Source organism: Kushneria sp. AK178 (assembly GCF_053903105.1).
This window is the reverse complement of the sequence record NZ_CP096381.1, coordinates 674,530-700,573: the sequence shown is the minus strand read 5'-3', so window position 1 is coordinate 700,573 and position 26,044 is coordinate 674,530. Positions and strand designations below refer to the sequence as shown.

Genomic DNA, 26,044 nt, shown 5'->3' with positions numbered 1-26,044 from the left:
GGGCACGAAGGTGACAATGTCATCGAGCACCGGTCCCGGCCGGCGCAGGAGCCAAGGCAGTGCGGGTCCAGTGCCACCATGATCGCACTGCAGGCTCCGGCGCCGGGGCCCATGGCGAACAGCCTACCAGTAGCGTCATGCCTGGCAGCAGACATCACCATCGCCACCTCTTCAGGCATTGATCCCGTATTTTCAAAATGATCGCACCACCTCATGAAGCCGTTGCAGTGCCGGTTTAAACGCCGGGCGTCAAACCCACTGCCATGAGCAGAATATTCCCGGTGGTCGATGGGCAGGCCGAACCATGCCAATGACACCCGCCTGCCTCTTGTTATAAAGAGGCAAGGCTGTATTGTCTGTGATGTGCTCTTCACAACAAGGATAAAAGCTCATGGGCCGGACTTCTGCCTCACGGGGTGAGGATCACCCCTCAAGCGCACTGTTGCGCGTCCTGCTGCAACTGGATCGCGGACTGGGCCTGATCGAACGCATCATTGTTGCCGGCAGCATTCTCGTCATGGCGCTTTTGATGAGTGCCCATGTCGTGGGCAACATTGTTTTTGGCCAGGGCATCACCGGGACGTATGAAATGACCGAGATGCTGATTGTGATCATCACCTTTGCCGGGGTGGGCTACGCCGCGCGTCATGCCCGCCATATCAGCATGTCGGCATTTTATGAACAGCTCAGCGGTCAGCGCCGCAAGGCACTGCTGATGCTGATCTGTCTGGGGACGGCGCTTTTGATGTTCTATTTCAGCTACAAGTCCATCGAGTATGTCATCACCATCCATGACCGCGGCCGTACCAGTGCCTCGCTGCAGATGCCGCTCTGGATCGTTTATCTTGCCCTGCCCATCGGTTTTGCGCTCGCCGGTATTCAGTATGTCCTGACCCTCGTTCGTAACCTGACAAGCCCCGGCATCTGGCGCTCTCTTACGGAAAGGGAGGACTACAACGAGGCGCCGCTGCCGGACAGTGACGCCAAAAGCGCCGATACGGCACGCGATTGATCACCGCCCGCGGGGTGCCTGCAACCATATTCATGATGACAAGAATGCGAGGGAAGGGATCATGCTGACAGGGCTTGGTGTGCTCATGCTCGTACTGCTGCTGCTGGGGTTTCCCATGATGGTGCCTCTGGCGGCCGGCACACTTTACATGATGTTTACCGGAATGACCTTTTTTGGCCCGGATCAGGCGGTCAGCTGGATGATCAACGGGGTCGGCAGCTGGGTGCTGGCGGCCGTGCCGATGTTCATCTTTGCCGCCGATATCCTGACCAAGGGCCATACGGCCAATCGGCTGCTGGATGTGGTAGATGCCTTTACCCGTCATCTGCGCGGCGGTCTGCCCATCACCACTGCCGCGTCATGCGCCCTGTTTGGTGCCGTTTCCGGCTCGACCCAGGCGACCGTGGTGGCCATGGGCGGGCCGATGCGCCCTCGCCTGCTCAAGAAGGGCTATTCCGATGCCTTCACACTGGCACTGATCATCAATGCCAGTGACGTCGCCCTGCTGATCCCGCCCAGCATCGGTTTCATTATCTACGGCGTGGCGATGCAGACCTCGATCGGCGACCTTTTCCTGGCCGGCATTCTGCCGGGGCTGCTGATCATGGTGATGTTTTCGCTCTACTGCTGGATCGACTCGCGCCTGAAGGGCATTACGCCGGATCCCAGGGCCTCATGGCGAGAGCGGGGACGCGCCCTGCGTCGCGTGATCCTGCCGATGGGCTTCCCGATCCTGGTGGTCGGCGGTATCTATGGGGGATTTTTCAGCGCCGTGGAAGCCTCGGCCGTGGCGGTGGCCTATGCCCTGCTGCTGGAGGTGGTGATCTATCGTCAGGTCAAAATTCGCGACCTTGGTGGTCTGGCCCTTTCGACCGGCATGATTACCGCCGTGGTCTTTATTCTGGTGGCGATTGGCGCGGCCTTTTCCCAGGCACTGGCTACGGCCGGCGTGCCCGAACAGATTCTGGGACCGATCATCGATGGCATCGGCGACAGCCAGTTTCTGGCCCTGCTTCTGATTGCCGTGGCCTTCTTTATCGGCTGCATGTTTGTCGACCCCATCGTGGTAATCCTGATTCTGGTCCCCATCTTCAAGCCACTGGTGCAGTCGACCGGGCTGGATCCGGTACACGTCGGGGTCATCGTGACCCTGCAGGCGGCCATCGGCTCGGCCACGCCCCCCTTTGGCTGCGATATCTTTACGGCCATCGCCGTCTTTCGCCGCCCCTATCTGGAGGTCATTCGCGGCACACCGCCCTTTATCGTCATTTTGCTGCTGGCCACGCTGATTCTGATTGCCTTCCCGCAGATCTCGCTGCTGCTGCCCTCGCTGGGCGGCGATTGAGTCTGAAGTACACGGCATAAAAAACGCCCACAGACGCTGTCTGCGGGCGTTTTTTCAAGCCATTGGCCCGGTCGGATCAGGACGACTGCCCGCTGTCATCGCTGTCGCTGGAACCGGATCGGCTGGCCTCGACCTGCTCGAGCAGAATATCCAGCGCCTGCTGGCCGCGCTCACCGACCATGTCGACATACTCCTGACGGACCGGACGGGCGAGTTCACGGAAGCGACTGCGCTCCTCACCGTTGAGATGGATGATGTTGATGTCGCTGTTGTCCTTGATGGTCTCGAGACGCTCGGCGTTGAACTGCGTCTGGATGTCGTGGCCCTTTTGTACCATCTCATCCAGCGTCGATTGCAGCACCTCCTGCTGATCGTCGGGAAGCGCTTCGTACCACTCCTGGTTGGCGATCAGATTGCCGATGAACTGCGCCTGCTCGGCAAAGATCATGTAGTCCTGCACCTCATAAAAGCCCATGTTTTCATGCGCAAAGACGGGCTGGATGTTGCCCTCGGCCTGCCCCTGCTGCAGCGCGCTGTAGAGCTCACCGTAGGCAATGGTAATGGGCGCGGCGCCATAGGCCTGATAGGTGGCGCGCAGCAAACTGTTGTCCATGACGCGAATCTGCAGGCCGTTCATGTCCTCGGGCGTGCGAATTTCCCTGTTGGCGGTCCATACCTGAAACCCTTCGGGCACGGCGGCCAGCGGGACCAGTCCGCGGCTGCGAAACGACTGCTGCCACGCCTCGCTTTGCATGAACGCATCGGAATTGAGAATTTCCGCCGTTTCCAGCTGGTCATTGGGCATGACGTAGTTGAGGCTCATCAGCTGACTTTCGGGCACCGTGCCGCCCAGAAACCCCGAGCCGAAGGAGACGGGAATGGCACCGCTTTGCAGCGCATCGTACAGCGCCGAATAGTTGGACCCCCAGACCCCGTAGGGCAGGATCTGAACGGTGATATCACCGTCACTTTTTTCTTCGATCAGTTCCTTGAAGGCTTCGGCGTAGGCGTACTGGACACTGCCTTCGGTCTCCTCAAGACCAAAACGCCATGTATCAGCGAGTGCGGAAGTTGCGGCGCCCATCATCGAGAGGGCGAAAACGCCGGTGACAACACTACGAATCTGCATACGGATACCTTTAATAGTTGTTTATCCGATTTCAGAACAGGACAGCGGTATCCTCCTGTCAAATCGAGTAACAGGTGTGGATACCGATCTGTCGCAGGAAAACGTACTGTATCACAGCCTTTGACGGCTCTTGATGGATCGCCCGCCACTCAGCAATGCCTGAAGACAGCAGGTGCAGCAGCAGACCCTGCCATCGCCGCCAACGTTGCTCCGGTGCGCTCAAAACTGTCGCGCCACCTCGTAAAAGCGCTGCAGCGTCTGCGCCGACGCCAAACGGGTACGTCGCGAGACCATGACGAACAGTGGCAGATTGACCAAGAGCCCCCAGAAGCCGGCATGAATGCCCAGCGGATTGGACCAGAAAACGGTAAAGGCAAATGTCACCGCAAACCCGACCATCAGCCCCGCCATGACGCCGCTGCGGGTGGCGCCGAACCAGAAGAACATGCCAATGAACGCCGGCAGTACCTGAGCGGCGAACCCAAGCCCCACCAGCAGAATCATCACCAGATTGCCGGGCTCGCTGATCGCCAGCACCGCCACCAGCGCCAGTACGGGAAAGAGCATCCAGCGTGCCAGCCGCGCGGTAACATCGTCTTTCAGGCGCAGCGCCGGCTGAATAACATCGCGCGTGATCGACAGCGCCACCGAATGGATAAAGGGCTCGCACGAGGACATCGCCGCCGCCAGCGTGCCCGCCCCCAGAAGCCCCGTCAGCCACACCGGCATGGTCTGCATCGCCATCTCGAGCGCCACCGTATCGGCTCGCGACAGTGTCGGCAGCGTAAAGATACCGATAAAGCCGACCACCACCATGGGCAGAATGACCACGTAATAGGTCGGCAGCCAGGTCGCCGAGCGGCGGATGGTCTCGCGCGAGCGCGCGCTCATCCACTGCGTCCAGACCGGCGGCAGAAAGGAGAGCATCGACACGATGATCGAGGTGGTCCAGAAGGCAAAACTCATGTTGCCGCTGGCGCCCGGCAGGGTCATGAATTCGGGTCGCTCGGCGGCCAGACGCTCGAAAAGCGCCCCGGTGGTCCAGCTACCGGTGAAATCGTGCACCGCCCAGATCCCCACCAGCCAGGCCACGAACAGCATGAGCCCGCCCTGAAAGGCATTGGTCATGCCGATCGCCCGCTGGCCGCTGATGTAGAGATAGGTGCCCATGACGCCGAGCACCAGCAACACCCCGGCCCATATCGGGAGGAGCCCATTGCTCATGACGCTCAAAATATAGGCCGCCCCCATGGTCTGCAGCACGGCGTAGGCCAGCGTACCGATGGCCATGACCAAAGCCGCCAGCGCCCCGAGTGCGGTGCTTTCAAACCGGTCGCGAATGGCGCTGGCCTGAGTGACATGGCCAAAGCGCGCGCCCAGCGTCCACACCTTCGGGCCGAAATACCAGGCCACCACGGCCAGATAGGAGAGATAGATCACGACATAAAAGACCGCCACACCACGCGAGAACGCCCAGCCCGGCGCGCCCATGAAGGTGTAGGCGCTGACGCTGCCGGCACCGATCAGCAGATAGAGCACCATGGCGTTCATGCTGCGCCCGGCCACACCCCACTGTTCCAGCGCCGTCATGGCATGTCCGCGTCGCGCACGGATGCCAAGCCCCAGCGCCAGTGCTATATATAAAAGGGCCAGCCACAGGGGTATCATGCCCGTCATGGTTTCCGGGACTCCTCTGATGCCTGATAATGCCCGGTTTCCATGGGATCGCTGTCGTCTCTGGGCAGTCGGTTGGCCAGCGCCATGAGCGCCACGCTTGAAAACACGATGACATAGCTCCACAGCGCCATCAGCGGCAGGCCGGCGACGACCACGGGCCGATTGAATATCGTGATGACCGGCCAGCAGCCGGCCGCCAGCAGCAGCATGAATGCCACCAGCAGCCCGCGCGCGCGACAACTGCGGGGCATGATGATCCGGGAGCGCAACTTTTGTGCGCCCGGGCCGATATCATTGTCAGCCATATCCTGTCCTGATGTGATGCCCGTGAAGGCGAGTCATGTCAACCCGAAAGGAGGCAAAGGATAACAGTGTGATGCCACAGCATGTAACAATCATCACTTTGATCACATCCTTGCCCGCTCACCAGGGTATGCTTGCGTCCCATGATCGATATGTGCCGATGTTTTCATCAAAACCGACCGCCTACCCGGGACAGGTAGCATGATCAACGCAACAGGAGTTTCAATGCGACACGCATTCAGGCCAACGCTTACCACGCTGGCACTGGCCACCCTGATGGCAGGATGCGCCAGTTCCGGGTCTTCATCTTCAGGCTATTATGCCACGGCGCTGACCAACATCAGCGGCGCGAAGGTCAACCTGACCGGCAATCGTCTTGATGCCTGGGTTGGCTGCAATCATCTGAGCGCCAACGCCCGTCCGGACGAGGCCCGACTGGACGTCGGCGAGATCGCCTCGACCCGAATGGCCTGCCAGCCTGGTGACGAGCGTCGCGAGAAGGTGCTTGCCGAGTTTCTCAAGCGCGGGCCCAAGCTCGACAAGACCGGCGACATGTGGCTGCTGCGCGATAACGTTCACGCCGTGGTCGTACATACCAATACCGACCCACAGCTGACGCATGCCAGCTTCGGCCCGAACCCGGCCGGGCCCAGCGCGGACGCCAGCGACAGCGCCCTGGCCATGGATCGCGCCAACAAGCATGAACGCCGCGAGCAGACCGCCAGCCGCCCGGCACCGCAACAGCAGGCGCCGCAGGTAGCAGCCACGACGGCCCCTCAGGCCACTCCCGAGCCTGCCCCGACCGTCGAGACGACCGCGCCACAGCAACCGGCCCCCAAAAGGGTCGCCGAGCGCCCGCGGCTTCAGTTCTACAGCCAGGTCGATGCCGGCGCGCCGGTCACACATGCCCGGACCCGGGCCGTGGCTCAGGCCCCCCGTGTCGAGCCGGTCAGCATCGCGCCCGAGCGGACGCCCATCGGCGTGAGCAACGAGATTCATACCGGCGATACCGTTGCGCCTGCGACCCGCACCGTCGCTCAGGCTCCGGCGTCGACCGATACCGCCCCCGAGCGGGCGCCCATCGGCGTAAGCAACGAGATTCATACCGGTGATACCGTGGCGCCTGCCCCGGCCCGCACGGTGGCTCAGACTCCGGCGGCCCCGGCGTCGATCAATACCGCCGCCGAGCGCGAGCCCATCGGCGTGAGCAACGAGATTCGTACCGGCAATACCGTGGCGCCTGCCCCGGCCCGCACGGTGGCTCAGACTCCGGCGGCCCCGGCGTCGATCAATACCGCCGCCGAGCGCGAGCCCATCGGCGTGAGCAACGAGATTCGTACCGGCGATACCGTCGCGCCTGCCCCGACCCGCACGGTGGCACAGGCCCCGACAGCCGCCGAGCCGATCAATACCGCCTCCGAGCAGGCGCCCGTGGCCCTGAACGACCGGATTCATACCGGTGACACGGTTGCCGCAGCACAACAAACAGGCACGTCACAGGCGCCGAGCGCTCAGAGCCGTCCGGCACCGCGCGAAGCGACCACCATGGCGCTGGCCCCGCGTGAGGCGGTTCAGGCCACCCGCCTGTCGCAAAACGACACGCCGGTACTGGCTCAGCAGTCGCCGCGTCTGGATCTGTGGGAGCAGATGGGCGCCGACAGCTGGCAGCTCGCGCCGCAGCACACGCCCAGCGAAAGCACCACCCCCTGGCAGCCGGCCGTTGAAACCTCGCGCCACGCCTGGTTTGCCAGCCTGCTCAAGGGCGATACCGAGAGCGAGCTGCCCGACATGACCGTCACCGCCCCGCGCGAAATACGCTCCTATGCGGTTCGTGAGAGCAATCAGTGGGTGCTGTACTCGGGCGAGCCGATCAATCAGTCGCAGGAGAAGGTGCTCTCCGACGAGCCGCACCGGCAGGAGGCAGCTCCCGAACTGACCGATCGCGACAGCGGCGATGACAGCAGCGTCATCACCACCTCGCGTCTGGATGAAAGCGCTCTGGAGCGCGGCGTGCGCGCCACCACTTCCCGCGCCCTGAACTGGCTGAGTGCGCGCTGGCAGGCCTGATCGCCCCGTTTCCCCCGCGCGTCTCGACATCCGGCCGACAGTCTCTACACTGTCGGCCGGTCTTTTTTATCTGCATGACGATTGCAGTCTGTACCACGTTGCACTGCTACAGGGTTGATTCATGACCACCGACTTCTTCTGCCCCTGCTGCAGCGGTTATCCCTATGATCGCTGCTGCGGCCCGCTTCATCGCCGGGAGCGGTCTGCCGACACGCCCGAGACCCTCATGCGGTCACGCTACAGCGCCTTTGCCCTGGGCGGACTGGGTGACTACCTGCTCGAGACCTGGGCGGACAACGCGCCGGGGCGCCCGCCCGAGGACGCGGCGATGCTCAACGTGCGCACCGTGGACTGGCAGCGCCTCGAGATCATTCAATCGCGCATCAACGGCGCCCAGGGCATGGTGGAATTCCGGGCGTGGTATCTGGAGGACGGTCAGGAGCATACGCTGCATGAGCGGTCGCACTTTCGGCGCAGCGCCGGGCGCTGGCGCTATGTCGACGGCGTGATCGACCCGCCGGCCATGGCCCGGGCCGGACGCAACGACCCCTGCCCATGCGGTAGCAACAAAAAGTACAAGAAGTGCTGTGCCCATCAATAAAGGCTGGTAAACGAAAGCATTGTTTTCCAGACTCTAGCGTTCCCCCTGATTATTTGGAGTTGGCTTGGACCATCCCAGCGGCAACACCCAGCGCCTTGTGACCATCGCTGCCCGATGCGGCTACACCGCCAAGGGCATGATCTATATCACCATCGGCTGGCTGTCGATGATGGCCGTACTGGGCATGGGCGGGCGTAACGGAGGATCCTCGGAAGCCATCAGGGAGCTGGCCACCCAGCCTTTCGGTAGCGTTCTCATTGCCCTGCTGGCGATCGGGCTTTTCGGCTACACCGCCTGGCGGCTGGTGCAGGCCATCCTCGACGCCGAGCAAAAGGGGCGCAACTGGAAGGGCATCCTGACCCGGCTGGGCTATGCGCTCAGCGGCATGATCTATGCCGGTATCGCCATCAACTGCATCGAGCTCCTGATGGACGGCGGCAGCAGCTCCAGCGACACCAGCAGCCAGACCCGTACCGTCATGGCCCACCCGGGCGGTATCGTCGCCATTTTCCTCGTCGGACTCGGCTTTCTGGGCGTGGGGCTGCGCCAGATCTGGCGCGGCTGGCAACACAGCTATGAAAAGAACTGGCATCTGGACGAGATGAGCCGTACCCAGCGGCTGATCGCGGCCAACGTCTCGAGGATCGGCCTGATCGCCCGCGGCATCGTCTTCATGATCGTGTCACTTTTTTTGTGCCTGTCCGCCATCAATACCGATCCCGACGACGCCCGCGGGCTGGGCGGCGCCCTGAGCGCCGTCGCCGAGCAGCCCTTCGGCCCCTGGCTTTTGAGCGCGGTCGCTCTGGGACTGATCGCCTATGGCGGCTACTGCCTGGTCAACGCCCGCTTTCGCGACGTCGATGCCTGACCCGCAGGCACCTGCCCCGGCTAGAGGCCCTGGAATACCGCCACGACCAGCCGGACGTTGAGCACCAGAATCAGGCTCGTGATCGCCCAGGTCAGCGCCCGGGTTTTCCAGCCGATGGCCAGCTCGCCCATCCAGTCGCGTCGCGAGACAAAGCGGATCAGCGGGACGATGGCAAACGGCAGCTGCAGCGACAGCACGACCTGACTCAGCACCAGCAGCCGCCCGACACTCTGGTCACCGTAGACCTGGGTAACATACAGCACCGGCAGGATTGCCAGCCCGCGCGTGATCAATCGCCGTACCCAGGGCCTCATGCGAAAGCGCAGAAACCCCTCCATCACGATCTGACCGGCCAGCGTGGCCGTCACCGTCGAATTGAGCCCGGAGGCCAGCAGCGCCACGCCAAACAGTGTCGCCGCAATCCCGGCACCCAGCAGCGGGCTCAGAAGGGCATAGGCCTGATCGATTTCCACGACCGTCTGCCCGGCGCTGTGAAAGACCGCCGCGGCCAGAATCAGGATGCCGGCATTGACGAACAGCGCCAGCGACAGGGCAATCGTGCTGTCGAGCGTGGCAAAGCGCAGCGCTTCGCGCTTGCCGCGGGCGCTGTGCTCGACATCACGGGTCTTCACCAGCGCCGAGTGCAGATACAGATTATGCGGCATGACCGTGGCACCGACGATACCAATGGCGATGTAGAGCATCTGCGGATTGGTCACGATGCTGGTATCGGGCGTGAAAAAGCCGTCGGCAATGCCGGCCAGCGACGGCTGCGCCAGCACCAGTTCCACCACGAAACAGCCGAAGATCATCGCCATCAGCGACATGACAAAGGCTTCCAGCCAGCGAAAGCCCCGCCGCATCAGCATCAACAGCACCACCGTATCGACAATGGTAATCGCCGCTCCCCAGGCCAGCGGCATGCCGAACAGCAGCTTGAGCGCCACGGCGGTGCCGATCACCTCGGCAAGGTCCGTGGCGATGATCGCCAGCTCGCACAGCGCCCAGAGCGCGACGTTGACCGGCGTCGAGTAGTGTTCGCGACAGCTCTGCGCCAGGTCGCGCCCGCTGGCGATTCCCAGCCGCGCGCACAGCGACTGCAGCAGTACCGCCATCAGGTTGGAGAGCAGAATCACGCACAACAGCGTATAGCCAAAGCGCGACCCGCCCTCCAGCGACGTCGCCCAGTTGCCCGGATCGATATAGCCCACCGACACCATGGCACCCGGCCCCAGAAAGGCCAGAAAGCGTCGCAGGGCGCTACCGCCGCGGGGCACGCGGATGCTGCCGGGGACAATATCGGTCCCTGTCAGCGAAGCCGGTTGCCGGGGTGTCGTGTTCATGGGGCGCCCTTTTTTGAATCTTACCTTAAGAACACTAGGGTAATACAATTATACCCGGGTTAAAAAGAGCCCTCATCACCTCGAACACCGATTGCGCCGCCAAGGGGGCCGGCTATGCTTCCATTCAGGCTGTCCTTCATTGTGACTATTGAGCAGGTGCGGGCAGGTCATCACCACTACCTGACGAAAGGAACCCATCATGGCACGTGATATTTCGCGGGAGCGTCCACGCCGGCGCTCGCACAAGGGCCGCTGGGCTCTGGCAGGCGTCGCCGCCGGCATGGCGTGGGCCAGCTGGCAGAAGCATCAGACCATCCAGGCCGCCCGCCACGACCGGCTCAATACGGCACCGGCGCTCTCACGCAGCGCCCTGGTCAACAATGTGCTGATGCGCTGGGAAGAACACGGTGAGCGCGGCGAACAGCCGCCGGTGGTCATGCTGCATGGCCTCCCCACCAACCCGCGCCTGTGGCGCCACGTCATCCCCCGTCTGACCGATACCGGACGCTGCTGTCTGGCCTGGGAGCTGGTCGGCTTTGGCTGGTCGATCAATGAAGGGCTGGAGCGCGACATTTCGCTGGCCGCTCAGGTGGATTATCTGATCGCCTGGCTGGACCACCAGCAGATCGAGCAGGCCGTGTTCGTCGGCCACGATATCGGCGGCGGCGTGCTGCAGGCGCTGCTGGCGCTGTATCCCGAACGGATCGCGGGGCTGGTACTGGTGGATACGCCCGCCCTTGATGACTGGCCGACACCGGCACTGACTGGTGCTGCACGCATGGCCGGCCTCATCGAGAAGCTGCCGCCGGCGCTTTCAAGGCCTCTGCTCAATCGGGTGCTGGCAGGCCCCGACCGGGGCGCCCGGCAGCACGCGGCGCCCTCGTCCACCCTCGCCTGGGCCCCCTACAGCCAGCCAACCGGCCCTGCCGGCCTGGCGCATCAGATACGCTGCCTGAATGCCGGCGATGGCAGAGCGATGGCGGCTCGTCTGCCCCTGTCGCCCACCATGCCCATCGCCATGCTTCAGGGCGATCATGCGCCGCAGTCACTGGCCTCGGCCGAGCATCTGGCCATCCGAATCTCGGTGCCGGTGGTGCGGCGCATTATCAACGGCACGCCCTTCACGCCCGAGGATCACCCCGATCTCGTGGCCGAAGAGGTTCATCGCATGATCACACGCGCGGCGCAGGGACCGGTCGGCGATGAAGCCGGCGACCCGCGGCTCTGACCACCGCCGCAGGGGCCGGGGGCTCGCTCGTGCCGCGCCGCCGGTCACCCGGCCTGCTGCTGCAGCGCCTCGATCCAGGCGGCCATGCGCGTGAAATGGCTGCCTCGCCAGTAGATGTGACGGCAGCCGGCGCACCGATAGAAATCGTTGTAATAGCGCAGGGTGCGCGCTTCCAGCCGGTCGGCGACCGACGCCTTGTCGACCTTCACCAGAGGGGCGTTGCAGCGCGTGCAGCGCTTGAAGGCTTCAATCTCGCCGTGGAGTTCAAAGCGCCGACAGACCTCCTCGACCTGTCGGGCAGGGTCCGTGGCACGCACGAAATAGCCGTGGACGATGCGGCGGCGATACAGCAGGCGACGATCGCGGGTGAGCAGAATGCGACGCTGCGCCTCGGAGAGGCCGGCCAGTTCCTCATCGTCGAAATCGTTGCGCCAGCAGACGTCAAACCCCAAAAGGCGCAGATCGCGCGCCAGCCTGCCCAGATGCACGTCCAGCACGAAGCGTGCCGGCTGCGGGCGCGGCGGCTGCAGGGCGTGTTCGGCCCGTAGCGCGTCCAGCGCCCGGGCCGGCCAGGCCCTGACCAGCACATGGTCGTCTTCCAGCGGCTCGATCAGCGTCTCGAACGCTGCCGGGCGATCATTGAGCGTCAGCGCCGCGACTTCGGGATGCGGCACCCCGAAGGACTCCACCAGATCCTTGAGCGATGTTCGCCGCAGGGTCTGCTGCATGACCGGCTGCCCTCGCCCGGAAGGCGACAGGAAATCATCGAGACAGCCGTGAAAAACCACCTGTACACCCATGGCCGAGGTCTCGACGTCGCGGTATTGAGTGCCCAAGTGTGGGAGTCGCCGGCGCGAATGTCACATACTCAAGCGCTTATATAACCGCATCGTTGTAATACCCGGACTGGTTGTCACTCATCCCTGTTGCCTCGCGACGCGTCAGCCGCCGATGTAACGCTCGCGCAGGTGACGCCGGTAGTACTCAGGATTGAGCGCCTCACCGGTGGCGCGTTGAATCAGTTCTGGCGTTTCCAGCAGGCTGCCCTGCTGCCAGACATTGCCCTTGAGCCAGTCCAGCAGCAGGCCCGGGTCGCCCTCGGCAATGCGCGTGTCCATCTGCGGCTCGGCGCGACGGGCCGCGGCCATCAGCTGGGCGGCGAGCATGGCGCCGAGACTGTAGGTGGGGAAATAGCCGAACGAACCGTCGGTCCAGTGGATGTCCTGCAGGCAGCCATCGCGGTAGTTGCCGCGGGTATCCAGTCCCAGCAGGCGTGCCATGCCCTCATCCCACCACTGCGGAATATCCTCGACCTCGATCTCGCCTTCGATCAGCGCCCGCTCGATGTCATAGCGCAGCAGGATGTGCGCCGGGTAGCTGACTTCATCGGCATCAACGCGGATCAGGCCTGGTTCGACCTGCTGGGCCAGACGAATCAGGTTCTCCGTCTCGAACGCCGGCTGGTCGCCGAAGGTCTCCACCAGCCACGGCTGCAGCGTTCGCACAAAGGGCGCGCTGCGGCCCAGCTGCATCTCCAGACTCAGGCTCTGGGACTCATGCACCGCCATCGAGCGGGCACGTCCCGCCGGCTGGCCGCGCCACGCCGGCGGCAGGTTCTGCTCGTAGCGGGCGTGACCGGTCTCGTGGATGATGCCCATCAGCGCCGAGAGACACTCGTCTTCCCGATAGCGGGTGGTCAGGCGCACGTCCTCGGGGACGCCACCGCAGAAGGGATGCAGGCTGACATCCAGCCGGCCGTGATTGAAGTCAAACCCCAGCCAGCGCATGACGCGCTCGCCCAGTCGTCGCTGGTCATCCGTGGCAAAGGGGCCTTCGGGCAGGACGATACGACGTTCGCGCTGATGCGCCTGCGCCTCGCTCAGAAGCCCGGGCAGCCACTGACGCATGTCGTTGAAGATACAATCCAGCTCGGCCACGGTCATGCCCGGCTCGAACTTCTGTAAAAGCGCCTCGTAGCGGCCACAGCCCAGCGCCTCGGCGCGAATGTCGGCTTCCTCACGCGACAGGCGCACCACCTCCCTGAAGGTGGGCAGAAAGCCCTGCCAGTCGTTGTCGGGCCGGCAGCGCCGCCAGACGCTTTCACAGCGCGCACCGGCCAGCGACTGCGCCTCCACCAGCGCCGGCGGCATGACCGTGGCCTCCTGTACCTCGCGGTTCATTTCGCGCAGATTGGCCCTTTGCTCGTCTTCAAGTGCTGCGGCATCGGTATCGTCGAGCAGCCGGCGCGTTTCCGGCGCGATCAGCGTGTCGTGCATCAACACGCTCAACTCCGCCATGGCTTCGGCCCGGGCTTCATTGCCGCCCTCGGGCATCAGGGTCAGCTGATCCCAGCCGGCCATGGCGCCCAGATGCGCATAGCGATGCAGACGCGTAAAGCGCGCTTCGAGCTGCTGATAGGCCGTACCGGTTGTCATGAAAGGCTCCTTGCAGATAACGGGGTCAGATCGGGGTCAGGGTCAGGGCGAAGCCGTCGCGGGGAAAATGCACCCGGACCGGTCCGAGGGGGCGGTCTTCAAACCCGGCTTCGCGTTCGAGCGTGAGGGTATCCCGGTTCACATGCACCAGACGGCCGTGCACCGCATCCACACCGTAGTCCACGGCGTGGACGGCCACCCGCTCGCCCGCGGCAATGCCTGCGCTGTCATCGAACCCGCCCGCCAGCGGCTGCCAGTGATCACAGCCGGCCACCATATCGTGCGCTTCGGCCTCGCTGACCTCACGAGCACGGCCATGACCGAAGGCCTGCATGCGCGCCCACCAGGCCATCACGGCGGGATAGCTGTCGGTGATCCCGTGCACGCCCGGGTTGTTTCTGACATACCAGATCGGATGGTAAAGCGAAAAATCGGCCAGCGTCGGCGTCTCGCCCAGCATGAACGGCCGATGAGCCAGCTGCGCTTCGAGAGCCTCCAGCGTCGGGTCCCAGACGGCGCGGGAAAACGAATCATCGGGGCGCGAGACGCTGCCGCCGCTGAAAAGCGCCGCACGGTCGGCCTGAAAGCGCGCCAGACCCTCTTCACCGATCTGCTCGATCAGTGCGGCGCGCCCTTCGGGGCGAAAGAGAATCGGAATGGCGGCCAGAAAGAGCCGATCGCCCATCTCTTCCAGCGCCCTGCAGCTTGCCGCCTGATCGGGAGGCAGCAGCGTCGGGTTCCCCGACAGCCGCTCGATCACGCGCACGATCAGCGCGGTATCACAGTAGATATCGCGCCCCAGCTGCAGCGCCGGCGTTTTGCGATAGCCGCCGGTCAGGGCCGTGAAGTGCGGCTTGGGCATCATGCGCGGGATATGGACCGAGCCCCACTCGAGGCCGCAATAGCCCAGCAGCAGGCGCACCTTTTCGGAAAAGGGAGAAGGATCAAAGTGGTGAAGCAGGGGCAGCGTCATGGGCACCCCCTGTCAGGGTTGTGTCGGGAGGTCGGCGACCGACCGGGGCGGTCGGCCACCGCGTTTCGATCAAAGGGTGGCAAACGCGGCCACATCAAAGGATTCGGCCTGATCGTGCTGCTCGCGCCAGGCGGCCAGCTCGGCAATCGACACCATGGGATAGTCGTATTCGCGGGCGAAGGCTTCCAGTGCCTCGCCCTGCATCATGGTGCCGTCGTCGTTCATCAGCTCGCAGAGCACGCCGGCCGGGGCATGACCCGACAGACGCACCAGATCAATCGTCGCCTCGGTGTGCCCCCGGCGCTCCAGCACGCCGCCGTCACGGGCGCGCAGCGGGAAGATGTGGCCCGGACGGACAAGATCACTGGCACAGGCGTTGTCGGCGACCGCAGCGCGCACGGTGACAGTGCGATCATGGGCGCTGACACCGGTGGTCACGCCCTCTCGGGCCTCGATGGTGACGGTAAAGCCGGTCGAATAGGGACTTTCGTTGTTGACCACCATGGGCGGCAATTCGAGGCGTTCGGCATGCGCGCCGGTCAGGCACAGACAGACGATGCCGCTGCCGAAACGGATCATCTGCGCCATCTGCGGGCTTTCAAGGGTGGTGGCGGCGAAGATCAGATCGCCTTCGTTTTCACGGTCGGGATCGTCGGTGACCACCACGCCGCGGCCGCGGGCCAGGCTGTCGAGGGCGGCGCGCACGCGCCCACCGGCATCGGGGAATCGGGACGTATCAAACGATGTTTCAAATGACATGACAGGCTGCTCCAGAATCGCCACAGGCGGCGAATGACAAGGAACAGGGCAAGACAGGAGTGCTTGTACGACGTGTACAGCGACGCACCGGTGCCACAAGGGCCATCGGGCGTCAATCCTCTCCCATCCGGACTATCACCGTCGGCACCGGGATCTCACCGGTTCCTGCGCGTGGTGCGCTCGCGGGCTTGTTCGCCTGTTCATCATGGGACGACATCACCGCCGGTGGGGACTTTCACCCCGCCCTGAGGATCTGATTCGAAAAACGAATCAAGGGTCAGACTATCTCGCCGCTACCGCTTGAGCAATCCCCTCCCGAATGTGTCAATCGCAAATGGTCATATTGGCGAAAGCTGTTTCAGGGGTCAGACTGATGCCATCCACTCAGGCACAAGGAAAAGTCCCATGTCCCGCTGGCTTCAACACGTTTCACGCTCGCTGTGCACCGGTCTGCTGATGGCCGGCATGGGCGCCGGCAGCGCGCTGGCATCACATGGCGACGCCCCGGCAGTCGTTGCGGAGACCCCCGGGTTTGCCGAGCTGATCGATGACGACGCCGACATCCAGCGGCTGTATGACGGCGCCAAATGGAGCGAAGGGCCGCTGGCCCTGCCGGACGGCAGCGTGATCTGGAGCGATATCAAGAACAACCGCGTGATGATCTGGCGCGAGGGCGAAGAGGTTCGCGAGTGGCTCCGACCCGCCCAGTTCCATAACGGCCATACGCTGGACCACGAGGGGCGGGTCATTGCCGCCTCGCACGGCAAGCGCGCGGTAGAGCGACAGGACGACAATGGCGAGTGGGAGATACTGGTCGACCTGGAGGGGGAGAACAAGCTCAACAGCCCCAATGATCTGGTGGTGGACCGTCAGGGACGTATCTGGTTCACCGACCCGACCTTCGGCATCGATCAGCCCGAGGAGGGCTACGGCGGACGCTCGGTGACCGGCGGCGAATACGTCTATCGCTTCGACCCGAAAAATGACGAGCTGACCCGGCTCGAGACACCGGCCGTCAAAACGCCCAACGGGCTGGCCTTCTCCCCCGGCGAAGACACGCTCTACATCGCCGACTCGGAACGCGGCCACGACCGGGACGACGACAGCCTCAACCATCATATCGTGGCCTACGATGTCAGCGATGACGGTGCGCTTTCCAACGAGCGCGTGTTTGTCGAGGTTTCCCCTGGCGTACCCGATGGCATCAAGGTTGATGAACGCGGCAACGTCTGGTCCAGCAGCGACAGCGGCCTGCAGGTCTTCAATCCGGACGGCGAACGCCTGGGACGCGTCGACCTGCCCGAGCGCACGGCCAATCTGGCCTTTGCCGAACACGACGGTCAGCACTATCTGTTCGTGACCGCGACCAGCAGCCTTTATCGGGTGCCGGTCAACATCGGCGAGGCGCGCTCACAGCGCGACTGACGCGTTCTCCTGTGAGCGAGCGCCGGCATCCGCCATGACCGGCGCCTGCTCGATGGCCGGGCCGGCCACGCCCGGCGCCGGCTCGGGCGTTCCTGCCAGCGAGCGGCCGACCCGCTCTTCCAGCGCATCCAGCCAGGCGTAGCGCTTGCGATACATGCTGCGCTTTTTGGAGGCGATGGCTTCCACGGGCCTGCGACGCTGCTCGGCGGACAGTACGACCCAGCCCTTTGATGCCGCCTCGCCGCCGTGTTCGATGATCAGCGCATCCAGATCAAAGCCGCGCTGTCGGCTGCCGTTGGGTCTGGCACGGTAGACGTGATGGGCATTGTCCACGCAGTAGATACTGGTCATGCCCAGAGTGCGGGCCAGCATCTGCGTAAGCTCGACCATCAGTGACTGCGGTCGCAGACCGAAATGATCGCGGGTGAACTGCCGATTCCAGTCCGACTGCTGCCGCGACCCCTGCACGGTACCCAGACACAATGCCGGCCGACCCTGCTCATCACGCACAAAGGAGAGTGCCGCGCTATAAAGGCGCTTTTTGGGCGGACGGAGGATCATCAGCATCATCTCACCCTCCTTGTCGTGTGCGCCACGATAGCCCAGGTAGATATTGGCCGTTTCGCCCCCCACTTCACACGCCCCCAGCCACAGCCCCGGGCGCTGCATGATGCGCGCGCTGACGTCATCATCGAGCAGCTCGGATTGCAGGCGGTAGTGCAGCAGCAGATGGCGCAGCCGCTCGACATGACCGTAGCGAATCGAGATATAGGGTCGAAACGGCTTGTTCAGCAGGTTGGGCCGATTCGCTACCGCCCTTTCCAGCAGCGGGTTCAGACCAATGCCCATGACCAGCGCACGATGGATGCCGTAATGGAGGGTCGCGCGCCAAAACATCTTGTAGCGCATCTTCCATTCACGGCGCTCGGGATAGACATGGTGGGCAGCACGCCAGGAGGACGCGCGCTCCCACTGGAAGGAGACAGCGGACGAATGCATGACAGACAACTCGCTTGACGGGCCCCATGGCGACAGAAACCAGTGAACGCCCGGAAGGTTAAGAAAATATTAAGCTCATGTTAAAGGCGTTAAAAAAGGAAGGCAAACAGTGTTCGCTATCGACCCGATGCCCCGCTTTAACGGCCCCAAGAGACAGGGCCCGAGCCTTCAGGGGGGGGGCAGACCGGCCATAAAAAACCCGGCGCCAGAAGGCACCGGGTTCGGTGAAGCGACGAGCCGGAATCAGACGTCGAAGCGGTCGTGCATCATGACCTTGTTCCAGGCCGCCACGAAGTCCTTCACCAGCTTCTCGTGGCCGCCCTTCTGGGCGTAGAACTCGGCAAGCTGGCGCAGCTGCGAGTTGGCGCCAAAGATCAGATCACAGCGGGTCGCCTTGAATGTCGCTTCACCGGAGGCGCGATCATTGAGGGTGAACTCCATGCCCTGCGTATCGACCTTTTTCCATTCAAACGCCGGCGAGGTCAGGTTCAGGAAAAAGTCGTTGGTCAGAACGCCGGGGCGGTCGGTGAAAACGCCGTGGTGGCGATGCGCGCCCTCGGCATTGACGTCCAGTACCCGCAGGCCGCCGGTCAGCGCCGTCCACTCGGGGGCCGACAGCCCCAGAAGTGCGGCGCGATCGAGAAAGATCTGCTCCGGCGAGACGTTGTAGTTCACGTCCGTGCGATGGAAATTGCGAAAGCCGTCGGAGACCGGCTCCAGCCAGCGAAAGCTTTGCTCGTCGGTCTGCTCGGCGGTGGCATCGTTGCGCCCCGGCGTGAAGGGCACTTCGATATCGACACCGGCATCCTTCGCCGCCTTTTCCACCGCAGCGCAGCCGCCCAGCACGATCAGATCGGCCAGCGAGACCTTCTTGTTGCCGCTCTGGGCGCCGTCGAAGTCGCGCTTGAGGCCTTCCAGCGTACTGATGACCCGGCTGACGTGGTGCGGATTGTTGACCGGCCAGTCCTTCTGCGGTGCCAGACGGATACGCGCACCGTCGGCGCCGCCGCGCTTGTCGGAGGTACGAAAGGTCGAAGCCGCGCCCCAGGCCACCCCTGCCAGCTCGGACACCGACAGATCGGTATCGAGAATCCGGCGCTTGAGCTCGGCAACGTCATCGCTGTTGACCAGCTCGAAATCCACCGCCGGGATCGGGTCCTGCCAGATCAGATCCTCGTTCGGCACTTCCGGGCCGAGATAGCGGGCCTTCGGCCCCATGTCGCGATGCGTCAGCTTGTACCAGGCGCGCGAGAAGGCGTCGGTGAAGTAGTCAAAATCCTCGAGGAATTTCTCGCAGATGGCGCGATAGGACGGGTCGACCTTCAGCGCGATGTCGGAGGTCATCATCATCAGCGGATGATCGACGCCTTCCAGGTGCGCATCCGGGGTACGCGGGGCGTTCTTGTCGACCGGCGTCCACTGCAGGGCACCGGCGGGACTGCGGGTCTGCTCCCACTCGAAGTTGAACAGGTTTTCCAGATAGCTGTTATCCCACTGGATCGGGTTTTGCGTCCAGGAGCCCTCGATCCCGTTGGTCATGGTGTCTTCGGCGTTGCCCTTGCCCCGCGGGTTGTGCCAGCCCAGCCCCTGCGCTTCCATCGGCGCCCCTTCCGGCGCGAAGCCGATCTGATCCGGGGGCGTCATGCCGTGGGACTTGCCGAAGGCGTGACCACCGGCGATCAGCGCCACGGTCTCCTCGTCGTTCATCGCCATGCGGCCGAAGGTAATGCGAATGTCGGCGGCGGAGTCTTCCGGCACGCCCTTTTTGGCCGAGCCTTCCGGGTCAACATAGATCAGGTTGGAATTGGAGGCCGCCAGCGGCGCTTCCAGATCATAGTTGTCGTCACCGGCTTCACCGGTCCAGCGCAGGTCGCGATTGACCATCTGGTCCGGATGCCCTTCAAAGGGGCCGTGCGGGGCGTCCTCGATCTTCTTGCCGTACCAGCTCTCGGGCCCCCAGTAGGTCAGGTTGTCCGGCTCCCAGGCATCGATGCGCCCGCCGGCGAAGCCGAAGGTGGGGAAATTCATGATCTCCAGCGAGCAGTTGCCGGTCAGCACGATCAGATCGGCCCAGGAGAGGGCGTCGCCGTACTTCTGCTTGATGGGCCACAAAAGGCGCCGCGACTTGTCGACGTTGCCGTTGTCCCACCAGCTGTTGATGGGCGCAAAGCGCTGCATCGCCTCACCGGCACCGCCACGGCCGTCGGCAATCCGGTAGGTACCGGCGGAGTGCCACGCCATGCGGATCATCTGCGGGCCGTAGTTGCCGTAATCCGACGGCCACCAATCCTGTGATGAGGTCAGAAGGGCCTTGATATCCCTTTTGACCTCGGCCAGATCCAGCTGGCTGAAAGCCTGCGCGTAGTCAAAATCCTCATCCTGGGGATTGGCTTCGCGCGGGTTCTGATGCAGCAGCTCTACCTTGAGCCGGTTGGGCCACCAATGATCAGTGGTCGGCTCGGAACCGGCAACACCGCCCACGGTGTCGCCTGCAAAGGGGCATTTGCCCCCGATTCTGACTTCTTCACTCATGATGTCTATCCCGGTCTGCCGGACGATGCCAGATTATCGGGTCAGGGCACATCGCCGGACACTGGTGGTTTTTCATGACAGGGCGGGTCAGTACCGGGCGGCGGTACCACACGCTTTTTTTCCTCACCCGGATTATCAACATAGATTATGTTTGTGACGCTGAGGCGCCATTTTCATGAGTTTTTTCAATCAGCTTCGATAGTACCGCCCCATGGCCGTGACCAGCGTGCCGGAGGCGGCGTTTGAACATGTTATTGTGATGCCCTACCTTCGCGGCCCCTGAAGTGCCATGAGCGACGATCGATCTCCCCTCAAACGCGGCTGGACCACCGGCTGTTGCGCAACTGCCGCGGCCCGGGCCGCCTATGCGGCCCTGCTGAGCGGTGAGTTTCCCGATCCGGTCACCGTGACACTTCCGAAGGGGCAGACGCCGGCCTTTGCGCTTGCCGTGCATGAGCGCGGCCATGACTGGGCCATGGCCGGCGTCGTCAAGGATGCCGGCGATGATCCGGATGCCACGCATGGCGTTCTGGTGCGCGCCACGATCCGCCCGCTCAAGGCAGGCTCCGGTCTGGTGTTCAGGGCCGGTCCCGGTGTGGGGACGGTCACGCGCCCGGGCCTGCCGGTGCCGGTCGGGGAGCCGGCGATCAATCCGGTGCCTCGACGCATGATTCGTCAGGCGCTTGAGGCGGTGGCACAGGAAACCCCCGGCCATCATCAGGTGGATCTGGAAGTTACCATCGCCATCGACGACGGCGAGCGCATCGCCGAGAAAACGCTCAACGGCCGGCTGGGCATCGTGGGAGGGCTGTCGGTGCTGGGGACCACGGGAGTCGTGATCCCCTTTTCATGCTCGGCATGGATTCACTCCATTCACCGTGGCATTGATGTCGCCCGCGCCCGGGGCCTGTCACACGTGGCGGGGTCGACCGGGTCGACCTCGGAAGCGGCCGTCCAGGCGCATTACGGTCTGGACGAGAGCGCACTGATCGAAATGGGCGATTTCGTCGGCGGCATGCTCAAGTATCTGAAAAGGCATCCGGTACCGCAGGTCACCATCGCCGGAGGCATCGCCAAGATGGCCAAGCTCGGCCAGGGCATGCTGGATGTGCACTCCAGGCGGGGCGCCATCGATCTGGAACGCATGGCCCGGCTGGCGCGCGATGCCGGCGGTGACCAGGGCCTGTTTGATCGCATCGCCGGCGCCAATTCGGGCCTCGAGGCCTTTGAACTGGCCGGCGCGGCGGGCATCCAGCTGGGCGATCAGCTGGCAGAAAGCGCCCGAAGGCGCGCCGCGGCGGTCATCCAGCACAGCGGCATCGCACTCGATGTCATGGTGTTTGACCGTCAGGGGCGCTGCATCGGCCGGAGCGCGTCACACCTCTGCTGAAGCCCCACTGCACGACCCCATGTGCCTGCGGCAACGGCAGGCACCCATTCGAATGTCATCAATCAATGGCCCGCGACGTTATGAGGTTTGTCTGACAACGACTACCCTGCTGACCGATGGCACAAAAAAATGACCGGCCCGGCTCCGGTTTGACATTCATTCAGTCGGGATCGTTTTTGACGCTTCCCGGCCACAATGATGGAGAACGACTTTGACACAAGATTCGGAAAACGAAAAAAAGAACGAGGACGAAGAGAGCAATACCGCGGAGGGGATACCGGCACCCACCGGTGAATCCGATCTGATCGATACCGACTATGTCATCGGTCAGGACAATTTCCAGGGTCGCATGCTCTTCAACGTGGACCTGCACGGCAAGGTGTTCGGCATCTCGTCGCTGCTGGTGCTGCTGTTCGTGGTTCTGACGCTCACCCTGCAGGGTCAGATGGAGCCGTTTTTCAACGGCATCCGTGACTGGCTGACCGGCAACCTCTCGTGGTTCTTCATGCTGTCGACCGCCATCTTCGTGATACTGGCCATCGGGCTGATCTTCACGCCGCTGGGCAAGGTGCGACTGGGGGGCGCCGAAGCCAAGCCGGATCACAACTACTTCAGCTGGTTCGCCATGCTGTTCGCTGCCGGCATGGGCATCGGACTGATGTTCTACGGGGTGGCCGAGCCCATCTCGCACTATACGGCGGCGCTGGACGGCACCTCGATCGAAAACGGGGTCCGTATCGACAGCGCACCGCTGGGCGGCGCCATGGGCGATGAAGTCGCGGCACGCCAGCTGGGCATGGCCTCGACCATGCTGCACTGGGGACTTCACCCCTGGGCGATCTATGCCATGGTGGCCCTGTCGCTGGCGCTGTTCTCCTTCAACAAGGGGCTGCCGCTGACCATGCGCTCGATCTTCTACCCGATTCTGGGCGAGCGCGTCTGGGGCTGGCCCGGCCACATCGTGGACATCCTGGCGGTCTTTTCCACCCTGTTCGGTCTTGCCACCTCGCTGGGCTACGGCGCGCAGCAGGCCACGGCCGGGCTGCACTATCTGTTTGATGTGCCCGACACCGATACCACGCGGGTGCTTTTGATCGTGGCGATCACGACCGTGACCCTGTGTTCGGTCGCCGCCGGTGTCAATGCCGGTCTCAAGCACCTTTCCGAGGTGAACATGGGTCTGGCCTTTCTGCTGTTGCTGTTCATCCTGTTCACCGGTCCGACGATGGATCTGGTTGTCGGGTTCTTCAACAACATCTGGGCCTACATCACCTACCTGCCGGCGCTGTCGATGCCATTCGGCCGTGAGGATGTTGACTACAGCCAGTCCTGGTCGGCGTTCTACTGGGCGTGGTGGATCAGCTGGTCGCCGTTCGTGGGAATGTTCATCGCTCGCGTCAGCCGCGGCCGTACCGTGCGCGAGTTCCTGATTGCCGTGCTGCTGGCACCAACCGTCATCTGTGTACTGTGGATGACCGTCTTCGGCGGTGCCGCCATTTCCCAGGTGGATGCCGGCATGCAGGATCTTGCGGAAGCCGCACTGGAGATCAAGCTCTTTGCCATGCTGGGCAATCTGCCCTGGTCGACGTTTACGTCCCTGATTGGCGTGCTGCTGATCCTGGTGTTCTTTATCACCTCGGCCGACTCCGGGTCGCTGGTCATCGATACCATCACTGCCGGCGGCAAGATGGATGCGCCGACCTCGCAGCGTCTGTTCTGGGCGCTGATCAGCGGTGCCATTGCCGTGGCGCTGCTGCTGGGCGGCGGTCTGGGCGCTCTGCAGGCGATGGTCATCTCGACGGGGCTGCCGTTTGCCATCGTACTGCTGGTCGGCTGCTTCGGTGTCATCAAGGGGCTGATGTCGGAGCCCCGTGCGAAGAAACCGGCGCAATAGGTCGCTGACAATCCGGGCCGGCCCGGATTGAAAGGGCAACAATGGACGGGGCGGCCGAAGGGTCGCCCCGTTTTTTATGGTCGCCCATCGGCCGTGGCCGATAGGCGACCGGGGCATGATACCGGGTAGTTCTATAGTCTATAGACTGTGGCATGATGTGTGATAGAACGTAACATGCAAGTGGCTGCCCGGCAGGGCATGTCGTAAACCGCTCGAACACGCGACGCCAAATATCGGAGCTGACGTGTTTTTGTGGATGGCATGTCACACCGGAGCATTCAAACCAACAGTTCATTCAGCTATCTTTTTGACTGTACTGCGAGAGCTCAACTGCTCGACCTGCCAGCACCTTCCCAGCTGAAATGGAGAAAAAAATTGAGCCAGACACCTGAAAACAACGACAAGGATCAGGGCAGTGAGGGCATTCCCGCCCCAAGCGGCAAGGCCAACCTGATCGATACCGACTACGTCATTGGCCAGGACAACATACAAACCAACAAGTTCGGCTTCAGCGTCGACCTGCACGGCAAGGTCTTTACGGTCTCGTCGCTGGTCATCCTGCTGTTCGTGATCGTCACGCTCGCCCTTCCCAACCAGATGGGACCGGTGTTCAACGGCGCCAAAAGCTTTTTGACCGACAATCTCAGCTGGCTCTTCCTGCTGGCGGCCAATATCTTCGTCATCCTCGCGGTGGTCCTCATCTTTACCCCCTTAAGCCGAGTGCGTATCGGGGGCATGCATGCCAAACCGGATTTCAGCTACGCCGGCTGGTTCGCGATGCTGTTCGCCGCCGGGATGGGTATCGGGCTGATGTTCTACGCCGTATCGGAGCCGCTTACCCACTACGGCACGTCCATTACCGGTGATGCCTGGGCGCCGCTGGGCGGTGCGGAAGGCAACCAGGAACAGGCCAAGTCCATGGCGATGGCCGCCACCATCTTTCACTGGGGCCTGCACCCGTGGGGCATCTACGCCATCGTGGCACTGGCACTGGCGCTGTTTTCCTTCAACAAGGGCCTGCCGCTGACCATGCGCTCGATCTTCTACCCCATCCTGGGAGAGCGCATCTGGGGCTGGCCGGGCCATCTCATCGACATCCTGGCAGTGTTTGCGACGCTGTTCGGACTTGCCACATCACTGGGTCTGGGTGCTTCTCAAGCCTCTGCCGGTCTGAATTATCTGTTCGGCACACCCAACACTGATGTGACCATGGTCATTCTTGTTATCGGCATCACGCTGGTCGCACTGCTGTCGGTCATGCTGGGCGTCGACAAGGGCGTACAGCGCCTGTCGCAGATCAACATGGGGCTGGCCTTTGTGCTGATGATGTTTGTCATCTTCGTCGGGCCGACGCTGCTCATTGCCACCGGCTTTGTCGAGAACCTGTGGTCTTACGTCCTGAACCTGCCGGCGCTGTCGATGCCCTTCGGTCGCGAGGATACCGACTTTACACACGGCTGGACGGCCTTCTACTGGGCCTGGTGGATCTCCTGGTCGCCGTTCGTGGGCATGTTCATCGCCCGCGTCAGCCGCGGCCGTACCGTGCGTGAGTTCCTGATCGCCGTGCTGCTTGTTCCCAGCATCGTCTCCGTGATCTGGATGACCGCCTTTGGCGAAACTGCCATCGCTCAGCTGACCAACGGCTTCGAAGGTGCCCGTGACGCAGCGCTGGAACTTCAGCTGTTTTCCATGCTGAGTCAGCTGCCGCTCTCTGCGATCACCTCCTTTGTCGGCATCGTGCTGGTCATGGTGTTCTTCATCACCTCCTCGGACTCCGGCTCGCTGGTCATCGACGCCATCACCGCCGGTGGCAAGGTCGATGCACCCAAGGCACAGCGCGTGTTCTGGGCATTAATCGAAGGCGCCATTGCCATCGCCCTGCTGCTGGGCGGCGGTCTCACGGCCCTGCAGGCCGCTGTTATCACGACCGGTCTGCCCTTCACCATCGTGCTGCTGGCCGCCTGCTACGCCATCATTCAGGGGCTGCGCTCGGAGCCACGCTACTGAGGTGCACTGATACGACCGCGCGTTTGACGCGCATTAAAAAAGGCGGCCCGCGGGCCG

General features: G+C 63.2%; 20 protein-coding genes and 1 riboswitch. Of the genes, 10 read left to right on the top strand and 10 right to left on the bottom strand.

Features of this window, described 5'->3' with window-relative positions:
- Positions 1 to 391: 391 nt before the first annotated feature.
- Both M1D97_RS03165 and M1D97_RS03160 read left to right on the top strand, forming a co-directional pair.
- The gene (locus M1D97_RS03165; RefSeq protein ID WP_456269305.1) at positions 392 to 1,012 is read left to right on the top strand and encodes a TRAP transporter small permease; all 621 of its coding nucleotides are present in this window, start codon (positions 392 to 394) and stop codon (positions 1,010 to 1,012) included.
- Between the two features lie 61 nt (positions 1,013 to 1,073).
- Entirely contained in the window at positions 1,074 to 2,357 is a 1,284-nt protein-coding gene (locus M1D97_RS03160) for a TRAP transporter large permease (protein WP_456269304.1), read from the top strand.
- A 76-nt stretch (positions 2,358 to 2,433) separates the two neighbouring features.
- On the opposite strand, the gene dctP is transcribed toward M1D97_RS03160, so the two are convergent.
- From dctP to M1D97_RS03145, 3 genes are all read right to left on the bottom strand, one after another.
- The gene (gene dctP / locus M1D97_RS03155; protein WP_456269303.1) at positions 2,434 to 3,486 is read right to left on the bottom strand and encodes a TRAP transporter substrate-binding protein DctP; all 1,053 of its coding nucleotides are present in this window, start codon (positions 3,484 to 3,486) and stop codon (positions 2,434 to 2,436) included.
- Positions 3,487 to 3,705: 219 nt separating this feature from the next.
- Positions 3,706 to 5,163: a sodium:solute symporter family protein gene (locus M1D97_RS03150; RefSeq protein ID WP_456269302.1), complete on the bottom strand. Its 1,458-nt coding sequence runs from the start codon at positions 5,161 to 5,163 to the stop codon at positions 3,706 to 3,708.
- On the bottom strand, positions 5,160 to 5,414 hold the full coding sequence (locus M1D97_RS03145; RefSeq protein ID WP_456269301.1) for a hypothetical protein: 255 nt from the start codon (positions 5,412 to 5,414) through the stop codon (positions 5,160 to 5,162). Before M1D97_RS03145 ends, M1D97_RS03150 begins: the two co-directional genes overlap by 4 nt.
- Before the next feature lie 277 nt (positions 5,415 to 5,691).
- On the opposite strand from M1D97_RS03145, the gene M1D97_RS03140 reads away from it, so the two are divergent.
- From M1D97_RS03140 to M1D97_RS03130, 3 genes are all read left to right on the top strand, one after another.
- A complete protein-coding gene (locus tag M1D97_RS03140; RefSeq protein WP_456269300.1) occupies positions 5,692 to 7,533 on the top strand; it encodes an META domain-containing protein in 1,842 nt (613 codons plus the stop codon).
- Positions 7,534 to 7,654: 121 nt separating this feature from the next.
- Positions 7,655 to 8,134: a YchJ family protein gene (locus M1D97_RS03135; RefSeq protein ID WP_456269299.1), complete on the top strand. Its 480-nt coding sequence runs from the start codon at positions 7,655 to 7,657 to the stop codon at positions 8,132 to 8,134.
- Between the two features lie 64 nt (positions 8,135 to 8,198).
- Positions 8,199 to 9,002, top strand: a complete 804-nt coding sequence (locus tag M1D97_RS03130) for a DUF1206 domain-containing protein (RefSeq protein ID WP_456269298.1) — start codon at positions 8,199 to 8,201, stop codon at positions 9,000 to 9,002.
- A gap of 20 nt (positions 9,003 to 9,022) precedes the next feature.
- Here M1D97_RS03130 and M1D97_RS03125 read toward each other — a convergent pair whose 3' ends face one another.
- Positions 9,023 to 10,345, bottom strand: a complete 1,323-nt coding sequence (locus M1D97_RS03125) for an Nramp family divalent metal transporter (protein ID WP_456269297.1) — start codon at positions 10,343 to 10,345, stop codon at positions 9,023 to 9,025.
- Positions 10,346 to 10,544: 199 nt separating this feature from the next.
- Between M1D97_RS03125 and M1D97_RS03120 the strand changes: the two genes are divergently transcribed.
- Positions 10,545 to 11,573 carry an alpha/beta fold hydrolase gene (locus M1D97_RS03120; RefSeq protein ID WP_456269296.1) on the top strand — a complete coding sequence of 343 codons (1,029 nt, stop codon included), beginning with the start codon at positions 10,545 to 10,547 and terminating at the stop codon, positions 11,571 to 11,573.
- A gap of 44 nt (positions 11,574 to 11,617) precedes the next feature.
- Here the strand turns inward: M1D97_RS03120 and M1D97_RS03115 are convergent, their stop codons facing one another.
- The 4 genes from M1D97_RS03115 to ribB form a co-directional block, all read right to left on the bottom strand.
- Positions 11,618 to 12,409 (bottom strand): Mut7-C RNAse domain-containing protein, encoded by a 792-nt coding sequence (locus M1D97_RS03115; protein ID WP_456269295.1) that lies wholly within the window; start codon positions 12,407 to 12,409, stop codon positions 11,618 to 11,620.
- A gap of 105 nt (positions 12,410 to 12,514) precedes the next feature.
- Positions 12,515 to 14,008: a carboxypeptidase M32 gene (locus tag M1D97_RS03110; RefSeq protein WP_456269294.1), complete on the bottom strand. Its 1,494-nt coding sequence runs from the start codon at positions 14,006 to 14,008 to the stop codon at positions 12,515 to 12,517.
- Between the two features lie 25 nt (positions 14,009 to 14,033).
- The gene (locus M1D97_RS03105) at positions 14,034 to 14,981 is read right to left on the bottom strand and encodes a glutathione S-transferase family protein (protein ID WP_456269293.1); all 948 of its coding nucleotides are present in this window, start codon (positions 14,979 to 14,981) and stop codon (positions 14,034 to 14,036) included.
- A gap of 69 nt (positions 14,982 to 15,050) precedes the next feature.
- Positions 15,051 to 15,740 (bottom strand): 3,4-dihydroxy-2-butanone-4-phosphate synthase, encoded by a 690-nt coding sequence (gene ribB, locus M1D97_RS03100; RefSeq protein ID WP_456269292.1) that lies wholly within the window; start codon positions 15,738 to 15,740, stop codon positions 15,051 to 15,053.
- Positions 15,741 to 15,851: 111 nt separating this feature from the next.
- A riboswitch (FMN riboswitch) is annotated at positions 15,852 to 15,997 on the bottom strand.
- Positions 15,998 to 16,145: 148 nt separating this feature from the next.
- Here ribB and M1D97_RS03095 point away from each other — a divergent pair.
- Positions 16,146 to 17,165 carry an SMP-30/gluconolactonase/LRE family protein gene (locus M1D97_RS03095; protein ID WP_456269291.1) on the top strand — a complete coding sequence of 340 codons (1,020 nt, stop codon included), beginning with the start codon at positions 16,146 to 16,148 and terminating at the stop codon, positions 17,163 to 17,165.
- Here the strand turns inward: M1D97_RS03095 and M1D97_RS03090 are convergent.
- Both M1D97_RS03090 and katG read right to left on the bottom strand, forming a co-directional pair.
- On the bottom strand, positions 17,151 to 18,164 hold the full coding sequence (locus M1D97_RS03090) for a DUF535 family protein (RefSeq protein WP_456269290.1): 1,014 nt from the start codon (positions 18,162 to 18,164) through the stop codon (positions 17,151 to 17,153). The genes M1D97_RS03095 and M1D97_RS03090 overlap by 15 nt on opposite strands.
- A gap of 243 nt (positions 18,165 to 18,407) precedes the next feature.
- Positions 18,408 to 20,696 (bottom strand): catalase/peroxidase HPI, encoded by a 2,289-nt coding sequence (katG, locus tag M1D97_RS03085; RefSeq protein WP_456269289.1) that lies wholly within the window; start codon positions 20,694 to 20,696, stop codon positions 18,408 to 18,410.
- A 289-nt stretch (positions 20,697 to 20,985) separates the two neighbouring features.
- On the opposite strand from katG, the gene M1D97_RS03080 reads away from it, so the two are divergent.
- The 3 genes from M1D97_RS03080 (at position 20,986) to M1D97_RS03070 (ending at position 25,987) form a co-directional block, all read left to right on the top strand.
- Positions 20,986 to 22,086, top strand: a complete 1,101-nt coding sequence (locus M1D97_RS03080; protein WP_456269288.1) for a cobalt-precorrin-5B (C(1))-methyltransferase — start codon at positions 20,986 to 20,988, stop codon at positions 22,084 to 22,086.
- A gap of 211 nt (positions 22,087 to 22,297) precedes the next feature.
- A complete protein-coding gene (locus M1D97_RS03075) occupies positions 22,298 to 23,980 on the top strand; it encodes a BCCT family transporter (protein WP_456269287.1) in 1,683 nt (560 codons plus the stop codon).
- Positions 23,981 to 24,355: 375 nt separating this feature from the next.
- Positions 24,356 to 25,987 (top strand): BCCT family transporter, encoded by a 1,632-nt coding sequence (locus M1D97_RS03070; RefSeq protein ID WP_456269286.1) that lies wholly within the window; start codon positions 24,356 to 24,358, stop codon positions 25,985 to 25,987.
- Positions 25,988 to 26,044: the final 57 nt, after the last annotated feature.

Bases quoted from the DNA above. Each gene is read 5' to 3' on its own strand.
- M1D97_RS03165 (WP_456269305.1), top strand. From the start codon at position 392: ATGGGCCGGACTTCTGCCTCACGGGGTGAGGATCACCCCTCAAGCGCA.
- M1D97_RS03160 (WP_456269304.1), top strand. From the start codon at position 1,074: ATGCTGACAGGGCTTGGTGTGCTCATGCTCGTACTGCTGCTGCTGGGG.
- dctP (WP_456269303.1), bottom strand. From the start codon at position 3,486: ATGCAGATTCGTAGTGTTGTCACCGGCGTTTTCGCCCTCTCGATGATG.
- M1D97_RS03150 (WP_456269302.1), bottom strand. From the start codon at position 5,163: ATGACGGGCATGATACCCCTGTGGCTGGCCCTTTTATATATAGCACTG.
- M1D97_RS03145 (WP_456269301.1), bottom strand. From the start codon at position 5,414: ATGCCCCGCAGTTGTCGCGCGCGCGGGCTGCTGGTGGCATTCATGCTG.
- M1D97_RS03140 (WP_456269300.1), top strand. From the start codon at position 5,692: ATGCGACACGCATTCAGGCCAACGCTTACCACGCTGGCACTGGCCACC.
- M1D97_RS03135 (WP_456269299.1), top strand. From the start codon at position 7,655: ATGACCACCGACTTCTTCTGCCCCTGCTGCAGCGGTTATCCCTATGAT.
- M1D97_RS03125 (WP_456269297.1), bottom strand. From the start codon at position 10,345: ATGAACACGACACCCCGGCAACCGGCTTCGCTGACAGGGACCGATATT.
- M1D97_RS03120 (WP_456269296.1), top strand. From the start codon at position 10,545: ATGGCACGTGATATTTCGCGGGAGCGTCCACGCCGGCGCTCGCACAAG.
- M1D97_RS03110 (WP_456269294.1), bottom strand. From the start codon at position 14,008: ATGACAACCGGTACGGCCTATCAGCAGCTCGAAGCGCGCTTTACGCGT.
- M1D97_RS03105 (WP_456269293.1), bottom strand. From the start codon at position 14,981: ATGACGCTGCCCCTGCTTCACCACTTTGATCCTTCTCCCTTTTCCGAA.
- ribB (WP_456269292.1), bottom strand. From the start codon at position 15,740: ATGTCATTTGAAACATCGTTTGATACGTCCCGATTCCCCGATGCCGGT.
- M1D97_RS03095 (WP_456269291.1), top strand. From the start codon at position 16,146: ATGTCCCGCTGGCTTCAACACGTTTCACGCTCGCTGTGCACCGGTCTG.
- M1D97_RS03090 (WP_456269290.1), bottom strand. From the start codon at position 18,164: ATGCATTCGTCCGCTGTCTCCTTCCAGTGGGAGCGCGCGTCCTCCTGG.
- katG (WP_456269289.1), bottom strand. From the start codon at position 20,696: ATGAGTGAAGAAGTCAGAATCGGGGGCAAATGCCCCTTTGCAGGCGAC.
- M1D97_RS03080 (WP_456269288.1), top strand. From the start codon at position 20,986: ATGAGCGACGATCGATCTCCCCTCAAACGCGGCTGGACCACCGGCTGT.